Origin of the sequence: Dyadobacter pollutisoli (assembly GCF_026625565.1) — a bacterium.
GTDB classification, from domain to species: Bacteria; Bacteroidota; Bacteroidia; order Cytophagales; family Spirosomataceae; genus Dyadobacter; species Dyadobacter pollutisoli.
The window spans coordinates 3,323,809-3,335,576 of the sequence record NZ_CP112998.1 but is presented as its reverse complement, the minus strand read 5'-3'; the positions used below and the strand labels follow the sequence as shown (position 1 = coordinate 3,335,576).

Genomic DNA, 11,768 nt, shown 5'->3' with positions numbered 1-11,768 from the left:
ACGATGCAAGCATATCTTCAATGGTTCCTTTGGCTCCCACTATCAGGTTTTATTACAAGCCTGTTCATACCTCCAAAAAAAGAAAGGCTTATATCGTCTATTGCCTTTTTTACTATTGGGCTACATCTTTTGGGTACATTGGTTTTTACTGCCGTGTGGGGATTGTCAGGTTTTCCAACACTGAGCCTGAAAGATGCAGTGCTTTTCGGATCTGTTGGCTATGAATATTATCTGGATTTTGTATTTGATAAGATAACAGCCGTATATCTTTTGACCGGATCGTTCCTGTCATTACTGGTAGTCAAGTACAGCAGGTACTACCTGCATCGGGAGGAAGGTTTTAAGCGATTCTTTTGCACGGTCCTGTTCTTCTATTTTGGCTATAACACCACCATATTTTCAGGAAACTTCGAGACGCTTTTCATGGGTTGGGAAATCTTGGGCATGTCTTCTTTCCTTTTAATCGCATTTTACAGAAAACGGTACTTACCTGTGAAAAATGCAGTCAAGGTGTTCTCGGTCTACCGAATGGGTGACGTAGGCATCTTGCTGGCGATGTGGATGAGCCACCACTTGTGGCAGGAGAATATCACTTTTGTGAAAATCGCTAATTACGAGCTGGTGCACGCTCAGCTGCAGGCACACGGCCTGACCGGTATTTTTATTTCCCTGATGATTTTGCTTGCCGCTGCCGTCAAGTCGGCACAACTGCCATTCTCCTCCTGGCTACCCAGGGCTATGGAAGGCCCAACGCCGTCTACTGCCATTTTTTATGGCTCCTTGTCTGTCCACATGGGTGTTTTTCTATTACTAAGAACGTTCCCGTTTTGGGGGCACCAGTTTTCTATACGGGTTCTCATTGGATTGTTGGGATTGACAACAAGTTTGATCACTACCGGGATTGCCAGAGTACAGTCGTCGGTAAAAAGCCAGATCGCATATGCTTCCATTTCACAAATCGGGATCATTTTTATGGAGGCGGCGGCTGGTTTTGAAAACCTTGCATTACTGCACTTTGCAGGTAATGCAATCCTGAGGACTTATCAACTTCTGGTCTCGCCCTCTGTGGTAAGCTACCTGATTCGTGAGCAGTTTTATCTTCGGGAAACAGGCAATCCCTTTTTTCAAAAACTGGTGCCAAAGAAAATTGTAACAGCCTTTTATATGCTATGCATGAAAGAATGGAAACTGGATTCACTCATGTACGACTTACTTTGGAACCCAATTAAATTCCTGGGACAAAAACTAAATTTTATCACAGTGAACCGGGTCATTGCTTTTTTCACCCCTATGTATTTGCTGGGGTTGCTGTTGACCTACAATCCCAATCATATTCCGGCCACACTTCGGCCATATCTGCCCGTAACAATATCTCTGATAGGCCTGATCATGGTATTTAAAGCTTTTTCGGAACGAAAAAATGTAAAATTAAGCTGGATCCTGGTGATCATGAATCACTTGTGGGTGGCCCTTGCGATATCATTTAATGAAGACTTTCCGTTTGGCCAAATCCATATTTATTTAAGCGGGATCATAGTTGCCGGAATTTCGGGGTATTTATGCCTTCGAAAGTTAAGAAAAACGGAAAAGCATGTGGGTTTGAGCCAGTTTCACGGCTACATTCAAAAGCATCCCGGTATTGCCGCCACATTTTTTCTTTCATGTCTGGGAATGGCCGGTTTCCCGGTCACGCCCACCTTTATTGGGGAAGACCTGATCTTTACACATATCCATGAAAATCAGGCTATCCTCGCATTTTTTGTTTCAACAGGTTTTGTGCTAAACGGCTTGACGGTTGTCAGGATCTATGCACGTGTTTTTCTTGGCCCTAATGTAAAATCACAGTATGAATTGACCTACAGATCATCATAAAATGTCTGGTATCTGCGTCATTTGAATTTAACGGCCATCGTCAGCATATCGGACTGCATTCCTGTTCCTGCATTCCTGTAAAAGTGCCCATAACGAACCTCTATAGACGCGAAATGCCTGATGCCCATGACGCCACCAGGAGGCGCGAGCCGGATACCAAGGCCGCCAAAATGGCTTTGAAAGGACGATAAATCATAATCGCTGGTGTAGTAGGTGGCATCCGGGCTATGCTGCTTGTAGGCCGCGAAGTATTTCACACCATTCTGACTGTTAAACCTGTAAAACGGGCTTAGAGACAAGAATGGCGTAATTTTGACCGGTGCTTCCAGGGAAACCGTATGAGCAGTCATTCCCCAGTTGTCTGCATAGAAACGATAAAAGCCACGCAGCACGACCCGGTCGCCTACAAAGTAACTTCCCCGAATACCGAGCGGTAATTTAAAACGGGAGCCAGGCAGTTTTTCGACTTTTTCTGATCCGTCTGTGAAGTATGTGCGGTGGAATGGCGTGCTAAGAAGCCCTTCCTGGTAGGTTGGTTCCGTAATAAAAAGCAACTGCAGACTTTTATTGACGACCTGAGAAAGAGCAATGGAGCCGTTATAGGTATTTCGGGGTTTATAATACAGGTTCGATTTATCACCCTCAGCGCCGGAGCTGTACCCGCTTGGTCGCAAATCAGAGGGCAATATCACCGTATAGGTATCCTGGAATGTGTTGGCTTTGAGCGTAATCTCCCGATTGTTGTCTTTAGAGGATTTGGAAAAATTGATTCCAAAACCCAGTGATTTGTAGTCATATTCTGTCGAGTAAGAGAATGTGGCGCCTTTGGTCGTATGGTTGGCATCGTTCTTCATATTCCAGGACAGGCTGGGGTAAATGTGCTTGTCTGTTCGAGAAGCCGAGGAAATGGTAAGCGGATCGATATTGTCCTGGGAAGCAGAAGAATAGAAATCAATATTTACTTCACCTGAAATGGTGTGGACCCGGTTTCGCCTGTCGGTTTTGCTGAGCCGAATCTCCAAGGAATTGGCAAAATCATAGAGTTTCTCGGTGCCAATGCCTCCCGTGATGGCGGAGTTGTTGCCATTTTGGCTATAATAGCCCGAGACAAAGTTGACCTCTTCAATTTTCAGTTTTTTGGGTTGATATCCGGTGGTGTCTGTGGATTGGGCCCGTGCTGATCCAAAAAAGCTTAAAAGCGCAGCTACGGTATATGTGATTTTTTTCATTGAATTCTGATAGTAGTAGGGTTAATTGCAGCCGCAACCGCCGCCGCTTTTGCCTCCGTTTGCTCCGGAAGCGCCTTCCCGGTACAGGTAAAAGCTTTGTTCAAATTTCTCGGATTTTCGGGCCGATAGTTCCATTTCGGAATCGTTGATACGGTTTTTCTGGTATTCCTTTACGGATACGCAAGAGGATAAAGTTGCCACGAAGACACTGATTAACACGACTTTTATTTTGACGTTGGGGTGCATACGTTTTAATGAATATGAATGTTTTTGGAAGAGAACAGCTTGTTTTGGTCATCTATGATGATGCAGGCTATGTCCTTCATCTGATTGATTAAATCGAGGCCGGTTTTGACTCCCAGGACTGTTACTGGTGTTGCCAGCGCATCGGATAGTTCTGCATTGGGGGAGAAAATGGTGACACTTTTGATCCCGGTCACCGGTAGCCCCGTTTTCGGGTTGATGGTGTGCGAATACCGGCGTCCGTCAATGGTTACAAATTTCTCGTAGCTACCCGAGGTCGCAATCGCCATATCGCTGATTTTCAGGTAGGAGAACGGTAAGTTCTTCGAGTCTGGGTCGGCGATACCGACGGTCCATTCTGCATTGCCGGGCTGCCTCCCCCAGGTAGTGAGGTCGCCCGATGCGTTTACTACCCCGGAAACGGCACCGGCCTGGCGCATCACGTTTTTCGCCATTTCTGCCGCATAGCCCTTTCCAATCCCGCCAAAGCCGATCCGCATGCCTTTTTCTTTCAGGAATACGGTGCTATCGGAGGCATTCAAGACAAGATTTTTATAATTGATCAGCCTTACCATCTGCCTGGCCAATGCCGGGGCTGGAAGCGAAGTCATACTCAGATCAAAGTTCCAGAGTGATTTGTCGATCGATCCATACGTGATGTCAAATGCACCCTGTGTCAGCTCCGAGATCCGGATCGAACGCGTGATCAGATCAAAAACCTCACGGTCTACCACAACCGGCTCCAACCCGGCGTGCTGATTGATCCTGTTGGTCTGGCTGTCGTCGCTGAACGTGGTAAACAGTTTCTCAATCCGCCGGATTTCGGTTATTCCCAGATCTATGAACCGCTCTGCTAAATGGGTGTTATCTGCCACTGCGCTTATTTCGAAGTGATTACCCATCAGTCGGACGGAGCGTTTGACAAGTATTTCTTTCATACTACTTACCGGAATGTGAACGTATATCCACGATGAAATCGCTCACAGACGGCTGATAGCCTTCCCATTCTTTCAATACTTTTCCCTTCGGATCAACGAGCACTGTAAGCGGAAAAATGCCCTTTTTGTTGTACTGCTCCGCGAGCTTTTCATTGAGCGCTATCTGATTTTTATCAAGCTGATTTTTCTTTTGTCTTGGAAAGTCAGCCCGCACCAGCACCAGGTTCTCTGCGGCGAAATCTGTGAATTGAGCAGAGCCAAAAACATCTTTTGTAAGCTTTACGCAGGGGCCGCACCAGTCAGAGCCTGAAAAATTCAGCAGGATCATTTTATGAGTGCTTTCGGCTTCCGCCTGGGCCTGTGAAAAATCTAATTTCCAGTTTAATGGCAATGTTGAAAGAATGGTCAATAGGGATGCGATAATCGTTTTCATGTTCTCTTCAATTAATAAATCACAACGGTGTTTCCGTCGGTTGCTGTTTTGTAGATGGTCAGGCCCGCGTTTCCGAAGGTGTTAAGGCCCGAGCCGGTGAGACTAAACCTTGCACCGTGCTCGGTGCAGTAGAATTCTGTTTTATTAAAAATGACTTTGTTCTTCGGCTCATGACTGCACGTCTGAGTGGCTGCCACCAACACGCCCGAGGAGGATTGAGCAGTCACAATACCGCTTTTGATCAGGTAGCCTCCGACTGTAAGCAATGCAGCATTAGCGGAAAGTGTCAGGTCTATTCTGAGCTTAACACCCGTAATGGCATTGAGTGCTTCTGTACTGATGGCAGCGGGAGATTTCAATTTCATCGACACATCGGTAGCGCCACCCAGGGAAGTGGTATCGGTCGCTGGTGTTTCGGAAGTTTGGTCCTGGACGCTTAGTGCTTCGACAAAAGTATCTTCTTCGCGAACACAGGAAGTCAGCAGCGCCACCAGGGCAGGGCCTTTGAATCCTATGGATTTTAAAAAATCAAGACGTGTCATCATCAATTAGTAGGGCGTTGAATTCTCTGATCAGTAATACGAATATGGTCGCCCAGTTGTTGCATTGATTTCGTTGCCTTGAAGTGACTTATATTTCGGTTTAGGTCGCAATATTTTTATTTGTTCTAAATACTGCTTTTGTGCAAAGAGAAAATGTGGCTTGCTTTTTTGATTTGATCCGATTTGACTAACCTATTTTTATATAACTATCTAATAAATAGATAGTTATATAAAAATTGATGGAATCATTAAAGCTGACGAAAGTCATATTTTTCTTTTTATTGTATTGGATGAGTTATATTTTTCAGTTAATTAAATTTTCACTTTTAATCGAAATTTAATCGGTATTCCTACTCGTTTTTCGGTGCAGGTCTCCTTTTCATTTTCAGACTGTCGGCCGGATACTGATTTTTCAATTGCTCCATCTGGGTTTGAGCCCAGCTGATCAACACCTGGCGTTGCGCATCAGTAAGATCGGCCCCCGAATGCAATCCAAGCCAGGTGTAGGAGGGAAGTGGCATTTTTTTCTCCTTCACCTCATCGATGATTTCATCGAATTTGTGATTTTGCACGGCGATCGGCATTCGGGTGAATGTCGAAAAATTCAATTCGCTTTTTCCTTCCTGGACATGGTGGTCGAGCCACCAGGCGGTGGGCTGGATACTGGCATACCAGGGATAATTTGTTTTATTGCTATGGCAGTCGTTACAGGCTACCGTCAGGATTTCATTTACGTCGGCAGGCACAACATATTTGGTGGACATCGCATTGCTCTGATCATCCGAAAGGTTCTGCTCGGGACGGATAAATTGGATGATGACCAGAGTGATTAACAGCGTAAAAAGAATTTTCTTGAACATGATCGGGGTTGTTTAGAGGTTTATGGGAAATGTATATTGGATTAGAAATCTGTGCTTTAGTTTAATAAGCATGCATTGGAATTTTGAAATGGAATCAGTCTTCAGATTTGTTTTTGAGTGACATTAATAACGAATAAGCTCCTTTTACTACCACTTGCCGTCCAGTCAGGTTTTCTTTGGCTGTTATTTCGGTAAACCCGTTCTCGGTAGTTCCCGACTGCACTTCGGTCATCGCATATTGACCTTTTGCCTTTGGTAAAAAAATGTATTCTCTGTTTTCAAAAGAGACAATGGCATCCTCAGGCAAGGTGATTGCATTTCTGGTTTCCAAATCGATCGTTGCATTCATAAAAGTTCCCGGGACCAGCGAAGGTTCATAGCGTTCAAAATGGCAGTGAACTTCCGCAGTACGTTCGGGCGACAGGTTCTTGCCGATCAGGATCACCTCACACCAATATCTCTTTTCAGGCTCGCTGTTGGAGTAGGCCATCAGCTTTTGCCCTATCCTTATGCCGGCCAGATCTTTTTCAAATACTTTGAGCGCCAGATGAATGTCGGAAGGGTTAATGAGCTCAAAGAGCACGTCGGTAGGTGATACGTACTTGCCGATATTTACATTGACCGATGAAACGTATCCATTGATGGGAGAATAAATGTTAATGCTTCTCGAAATTTGCTCGCCGGATAACTTTCCCGGATTAATGCCAATCAAACTAAGCTTCTCTTCAAGGGACCGGATCATTACCTGCTGGCTGCGGTATTCAGCTTCGGCCTGCTGCAAAATCTTGTCGCTGCTGGACTTATTTACATTCAGTTCTTGCTGGCGATTAAAGTCCCTTTCCAGATAGGTAAGCCTTGCTTTGCCGGTCAGGTAATCCTGCTGAAGCTGAATGTATTGCTGGTCTTCCATCACGGCCAGTACTTCTCCTTTTTTTACATGCGTGCCGGGTAGCAAGCGGGTTGTTTTCAGGTACCCGCCCAGGGGCACACTAATGGAAACGATATTCTGTGGCGGAACGTCAATTTTTCCATTCAGTTTCAGTATCGACGAAACGGCACGGGTTTGTGGTGTCCCTAATGCTATGGCCGCATTTTGAATCTGCTCGTTATTAAGGGTAGCCATGTTTTCGGCTCCCGGCTTTGATGTGGCGGGCGCCTCGGATTCTTCCTTGCCGGAGCAGCCCAGTAAGAGGCTGAGCATGCCCCAATAGATCAGGTATTTCAAGTTGTTTTGCATTAGTGTTCCAGGAAATAGTTTAGTTCAATGGCTTTGGAATTCAGGTTCAGTATCGCGTCCAGATACTGGCTGCGGATGCTGACAGCCTGATTGATTAACTGCGCCCATTCCAGATAGTTTATCCCTCCGTTTGTCAGTTGTTCGGTGGCGGACCGGGTTATCAGCGCCGCATTGGTTAGTGCGGTCGTTTCGTAATAGCTGACCGTCGCTGCAAACTTCTGGTACTCGCTGAATGTGCTCTGATACTGGCTCCTTAAAGCTTGCACACCGGCAGCGTAATTTTGGTCTGCAATTTGGCGGCCCACTTTGGAAGAGCTGATCCGCGCTTTCTGCGAACCGGCGAACAATGGTATTCCAACACCTACCTGCCCGGAATGAAACCTTTGGGAAGCATTGTAGGATTTATCGTCCGCGCCGGTTCCCCGCATACTCATGTTATTGTACCCTAATGTCAGCCCGGGTAAAAGTTTGCTTTTTTCGACGTCAATGGTGGCTGTGGCGATCTGTTGTTGCTGTTGTAGCAGCCTGGCTTTGGGATGAGCGGCGATCATTGCAGAATCCTGCATGGCAGGCATGCTGAATTTCAGCTCGGTAGGGGAGGGTTCTGCCGTTGCTGCATTGAGGAGCAGCTGGAATTGCAGCCTGGACAATTCCAGATCGGCTCGCAGCTCTTGCGCCTGAATTTTGATTTGCCCGAGCTGTGTTTGCGCGGATGCTTTTTCAAGAATGTTGGTCTCTCCACTAGTTAATCGTTGCTCGGCTTTTTTGTAAAAATCAGTGTAGAGACTATCAAGTGAGCGGAGCAGCCCCAACTTTTCCTGCTGGTATAAAAAAGTGTAGTAAACCTGGGCGACATTGCGGGTCAGCTCATTTTCCTTTACAGCCGCATAGAGCACACTGCCGGTAAGCTCTTGTTGCAACAGGTTCTTTTGCTTTGAATACACTACTGGCAAGCTGAATGATTGGGAGACATTGATCCGGGTATCTGTATAAAAGCTGTTAATCTGTCCGGCCTCCGCAGTGAAGCTGGTAGATGGAATGAACCTACTTGTTTTCAACAATGCTTTTTGATAATCAACCCGCAGTTTTTCACTTTTCAGCGTCTGGTTGTTGGCGATGGCCAGTTCAATTGCGGTTTTCAAATTGATTTTCTGCTGTGCCAGAGCAGGTATTGAACAAAGCACGAATGGAATCACTACCGCCAGTGACGGTTTTCTCAACCTGAAACCAATGCCATTTTCAAAAAACAAGTAGAGTACAGGCAGCACAAAGAGGGTCAGCAAAGTGGCAACCAACAGCCCTCCGATCACCACCGTGGCCAGCGGCCTTTGAACTTCTGCGCCTGCCCCATTACTGAAAGCCATAGGCAAAAAGCCAAGTGAAGCAACAAAGGCTGTCATCAAAACTGGCCGCAAACGGTGTTGGGTACCTTCCATAATGGCTTTGTGAATGTCAGTTTCGCCATCTTTTCGGATCCGGTTAAACTCTGCAACCAGTACGATCCCATTCAGAACAGCCACACCAAAAAGCGCTATAAACCCGATCCCCGCGCTGATGCTGAACGGCATCCCGCGCAAGGCCAGAAAGAAAATGCCGCCGATAGCAGAGAGCGGGATAGCCGAGTAAATCAGCAGTCCGTCTTTGACGGAATGGAAGGCGAAAAACAGCAGGATGAAAATCAAGATAAGAGAAATGGGGACTGCGATTGTCAGCCTTTGTTTGGCTGCGTTCAGATTTTCAAATGACCCTCCATAGGTCAGGTAGTACCCCGCCGGAAGTTTGAGGCTTTGGTTGACCTTTGCTTGCAACTCATTCACGATGGTCTGCACATCCCTGCCTGCAATGTTGAAGCCTACCACGATCCGTCTTTTGGCGTCTTCCCGCTGTATCTGGTTGGGGCCATTCTGGATTGTTACTTCGGCCAGCTGATATAGCGGGATTTGCATTCCATCCTTTGTTGGGACGAGCAAGTTACGGATGTCGTCCACATTTTTCTTTCGTCCGCCTTCAACCCTGACCACCAGCTCAAAACGCTTTTCGCCCTCAAAAACCATCCCGGTACTTTGTCCCGCCAAAGCCGTATTGACGATTCTGTTAACTGCGCCGATTGTGAGACCATATTGCGCGATGGCACTCCGGTTGTAACGGATCGTGATCTGCGGCAATCCGGAAACGGCTTCGACATATAGGTTGCGCGCGCCATTGACCTCGTTGGCCAATTTTCCCAGCTTTTGTGCGTAATGGGCCAGCGTATCCAGGTCTTCGCCGAAAATCTTACAGACCACATCCTGGCGGGCACCCGTCATCAGCTCATTGAACCGCATTTGCACCGGGTATTGAAAGCCAGCGGTAATGCCCGGCACGGCTCTCAGTGCTTCACTCATTTTTTCAGATAGTTCAGGGAATGTTTTAGCGGATGTCCATTCGTTTTTATCTTTCAGAATTACCATCATGTCGCTGGCTTCCATAGGCATAGGGTCGGTAGGTACCTCGCCGCTACCGATCTTGGTCACCACTTTTTCAACTTCCGGAAAACGGGTTTTCAGAATATGTGCTGCCTTTTGCGTGTTTTGGATGGTCGTGGTCAGGTTGCTGCCCGTGAGCACCCGCGTATCCACGGCAAAATCCCCTTCCTCCAATGCCGGAATAAATTCGCCGCCTAATGTGGTTAATGTGAAAAGTGCGAACCCGAAAAGCCCTAGGGCCGCCATTAAGACGGTTTTCGGGTGAGAGATAACCGGTGCCAACGCTCTTTGGTAGTGGCGTTCCAACACTGCCATCAAACGGTCAGAGAAGTTAGCTTTGGCCGTGACTTTCCTGCTTAAAACCAATGCACTCATCATCGGGACGTAAGTGATTGACAACAGGAACGCTCCCAGTAGAGCAAACGCAACGGTTTGCGCCATAGGCTTAAACATTTTCCCCTCAATGCCTTCCAGCGTAAAAATGGGCAGGTACACGATCAGGATAATGATTTGTCCGAATACCGCGCTGTTCATCATCCGGTCGGCCGACTCGTTTACCTCTTCATCCATTTGCTGCGCGCTGATTGTCGCCAGCCCATTGAATTTTTTGTTATGTCTGATCTGATGCATCACGGCCTCCACAATGATCACCGCGCCGTCGACGATCAACCCGAAATCCAGCGCCCCCAGGCTCATCAGATTTCCGCTGACCCCAAAGGTGTTCATCATGATCACGGCAAAAAGCATGGAGAGCGGGATTACTGAGGCGACCAGCAATCCGGCGCGCAGGTTTCCCAGAAACAGTACGAGCACGAAAATTACAATCAGGGCACCTTCCAGCAGGTTCTTTTCAACGGTATTGATCGCGTTGTTGACCATTTTTGTACGGTCCAGGAACGGTTCTATCACCACGCCTTCTGGCAGCGTTTTCTGGATTTGCGCTACACGTTCCTTTACATTTTTGATAACCTCGCTGCTGTTGGCCCCTTTAAGCATCATGACCACAGCACCGGAAACTTCACCTTTGTCATTGTAGCACATCGCTCCATAGCGGGTTGCAAAGCCTGTTTTTACCTCTGCGACATCGCGAATGAACAATGGCTGGCCGTCACTCAGGTTTTTGACGGCAATGTTATTAATGTCTTCAATGGTTTCGACAAGACCTTCGCTGCGTATGTAAAGTACTGTTGGACCTTTCTCGATGTATGCACCGCCGGTGTTCTGGTTGTTTGCTTCCAGCGCGGCAAATACGTCATTGATCGTAATGCCGTAAGAAAGCAGTTTTTCAGGGTTAATTTCAACGGAGTATTGTTTGAGCTTTCCACCGAAGCTGCTCACTTCGGCCACGCCTTTTACCCCCAGCAGCTGCCGCCTGACTATCCAATCCTGGATCGTGCGCAGCTCGGTATCATTATATCGGTGTTCGTACCCGTCTTTGGGCCTGACCACGTATTGGTAAATTTCGCCAAGGCCAGTACTGATCGGACCCAGCTCCGGGGTACCGATACCCTGCGGGATTTCGGATTGGACTTTCAAAAGCCGCTCGGAAACCTGTTGTCTGGCCCAGTAAAGGTCTGTGGCATCGTCAAAAACAATGGTGACCAGCGATAGTCCGAAACGCGAAAAGCTGCGGATTTCTTTGAGGCCGGATATATTACTGTTGGCCTGCTCAATTGGAAAAGTCACCAGACGCTCAATGTCTGTTGCGCCGAATGAAGGGGCAATGGTAATGACCTGTACCTGGTTATTGGTAATATCAGGGACGGCGTCGATAGGTAGCCGTGTGAGCTCATAGCTTCCGAAGCCTATCAAGCCAATCACAAACAAGCCCACGATGAGCTTGTTGGCTACGGAAAAGCCAATAATTTTATTTAACATGATGTATCCTGATTAATCCGGAATAGATTAGTAGAAATGCACGGCTACCCAGACACTCCGGGGAGTTAGCA

Annotated in this window: 9 protein-coding genes; 1 reads left to right on the top strand and 8 read right to left on the bottom strand. The window is 47.1% G+C overall.

All coding sequences use genetic code 11. From position 1 onward, the window contains the following. Nucleotides 1–3 precede the first annotated feature (3 nt). A complete protein-coding gene (locus ON006_RS13630) occupies nt 4–1,872 on the top strand; it encodes a proton-conducting transporter transmembrane domain-containing protein (RefSeq protein ID WP_244820344.1) in 1,869 nt (622 codons plus the stop codon). A gap of 17 nt (nt 1,873–1,889) precedes the next feature. Here the strand turns inward: ON006_RS13630 and ON006_RS13625 are convergent, their stop codons facing one another. From ON006_RS13625 to ON006_RS13590, 8 genes are all read right to left on the bottom strand, one after another. Continuing rightward, nucleotides 1,890–3,101, bottom strand: a complete 1,212-nt coding sequence (locus tag ON006_RS13625; RefSeq protein ID WP_244820343.1) for a DUF3570 domain-containing protein — start codon at nt 3,099–3,101, stop codon at nt 1,890–1,892. 21 nt (nt 3,102–3,122) lie between these two features. Then, nucleotides 3,123–3,347 (bottom strand): DUF4266 domain-containing protein, encoded by a 225-nt coding sequence (locus ON006_RS13620; protein ID WP_244820342.1) that lies wholly within the window; start codon nt 3,345–3,347, stop codon nt 3,123–3,125. Between the two features lie 5 nt (nt 3,348–3,352). Continuing rightward, nucleotides 3,353–4,282: an FAD:protein FMN transferase gene (locus ON006_RS13615; RefSeq protein ID WP_244820341.1), complete on the bottom strand. Its 930-nt coding sequence runs from the start codon at nt 4,280–4,282 to the stop codon at nt 3,353–3,355. Nucleotide 4,283: 1 nt separating this feature from the next. Then, entirely contained in the window at nt 4,284–4,715 is a 432-nt protein-coding gene (locus ON006_RS13610) for a thioredoxin family protein (protein ID WP_244820340.1), read from the bottom strand. Between the two features lie 11 nt (nt 4,716–4,726). Next, nucleotides 4,727–5,260 (bottom strand): Rieske (2Fe-2S) protein, encoded by a 534-nt coding sequence (locus ON006_RS13605; protein ID WP_310590193.1) that lies wholly within the window; start codon nt 5,258–5,260, stop codon nt 4,727–4,729. 347 nt (nt 5,261–5,607) lie between these two features. After that, a complete protein-coding gene (locus ON006_RS13600; protein WP_244820339.1) occupies nt 5,608–6,117 on the bottom strand; it encodes a heme-binding domain-containing protein in 510 nt (169 codons plus the stop codon). Between the two features lie 94 nt (nt 6,118–6,211). Continuing rightward, nucleotides 6,212–7,354 (bottom strand): efflux RND transporter periplasmic adaptor subunit, encoded by a 1,143-nt coding sequence (locus ON006_RS13595; RefSeq protein ID WP_244820338.1) that lies wholly within the window; start codon nt 7,352–7,354, stop codon nt 6,212–6,214. After that, nucleotides 7,354–11,697: a CusA/CzcA family heavy metal efflux RND transporter gene (locus ON006_RS13590; RefSeq protein ID WP_244820337.1), complete on the bottom strand. Its 4,344-nt coding sequence runs from the start codon at nt 11,695–11,697 to the stop codon at nt 7,354–7,356. The genes ON006_RS13595 and ON006_RS13590 overlap by 1 nt, the downstream gene beginning before the upstream one ends. Nucleotides 11,698–11,768: the final 71 nt, after the last annotated feature.

Bases quoted from the DNA above. Each gene is read 5' to 3' on its own strand.
- ON006_RS13630 (WP_244820344.1), top strand. From the start codon at position 4: ATGCAAGCATATCTTCAATGGTTCCTTTGGCTCCCACTATCAGGTTTT.
- ON006_RS13625 (WP_244820343.1), bottom strand. From the start codon at position 3,101: ATGAAAAAAATCACATATACCGTAGCTGCGCTTTTAAGCTTTTTTGGA.
- ON006_RS13620 (WP_244820342.1), bottom strand. From the start codon at position 3,347: ATGCACCCCAACGTCAAAATAAAAGTCGTGTTAATCAGTGTCTTCGTG.
- ON006_RS13615 (WP_244820341.1), bottom strand. From the start codon at position 4,282: ATGAAAGAAATACTTGTCAAACGCTCCGTCCGACTGATGGGTAATCAC.
- ON006_RS13610 (WP_244820340.1), bottom strand. From the start codon at position 4,715: ATGAAAACGATTATCGCATCCCTATTGACCATTCTTTCAACATTGCCA.
- ON006_RS13605 (WP_310590193.1), bottom strand. From the start codon at position 5,260: ATGATGACACGTCTTGATTTTTTAAAATCCATAGGATTCAAAGGCCCT.
- ON006_RS13600 (WP_244820339.1), bottom strand. From the start codon at position 6,117: ATGTTCAAGAAAATTCTTTTTACGCTGTTAATCACTCTGGTCATCATC.
- ON006_RS13595 (WP_244820338.1), bottom strand. From the start codon at position 7,354: ATGCAAAACAACTTGAAATACCTGATCTATTGGGGCATGCTCAGCCTC.
- ON006_RS13590 (WP_244820337.1), bottom strand. From the start codon at position 11,697: ATGTTAAATAAAATTATTGGCTTTTCCGTAGCCAACAAGCTCATCGTG.